Origin of the sequence: Vibrio aquaticus (assembly GCF_003970385.1) — a bacterium.
Taxonomy (GTDB): Bacteria; Pseudomonadota; Gammaproteobacteria; order Enterobacterales; family Vibrionaceae; genus Vibrio; species Vibrio aquaticus.
The window spans coordinates 1-386 of record NZ_RXZH01000187.1 but is presented as its reverse complement, the minus strand read 5'-3'; the positions used below and the strand labels follow the sequence as shown (position 1 = coordinate 386).

The window sequence follows — 386 nt, the reverse complement described above, 5'->3', positions numbered from 1 at the left end:
TAAGTTCGGAATCGATAACCGCTGAAAGCATCTAAGCGGGAAGCGAGCCCTGAGATGAGTCATCCCTGACCCCTTGAGGGTCCTAAAGGGCCGTTGGAGACCACAACGTTGATAGGTGGGGTGTGTAAGCGCGGCGACGTGTTGAGCTAACCCATACTAATTACCCGTGAGGCTTAACCATACAACACCCAAGAAGTGTTCTGGGCCTTGTAGCGAATGAACGAACTACTCAAATTCAGTGATARYGACCAGTCGTTATTCACRTCAGCTTTCTCAGATTGAAGAATTTGCCTGGCGGCCATAGCGCCGTGGAACCACCTGATCCCTTGCCGAACTCAGAAGTGAAACGCGGTAGCGCCGATGGTAGTGTGGCATTACTTTTTTAA

Annotated in this window: 2 rRNA genes; both read left to right on the top strand. The window is 50.4% G+C overall.

What is annotated here, in order from left to right:
* Positions 1-181, top strand: a 23S ribosomal RNA gene (locus EJ063_RS20720); the annotation flags it as partial.
* Between the two features lie 109 nt (positions 182-290).
* Positions 291-386: ribosomal RNA gene (rrf, locus tag EJ063_RS20715) — 5S ribosomal RNA — on the top strand; the annotation flags it as partial.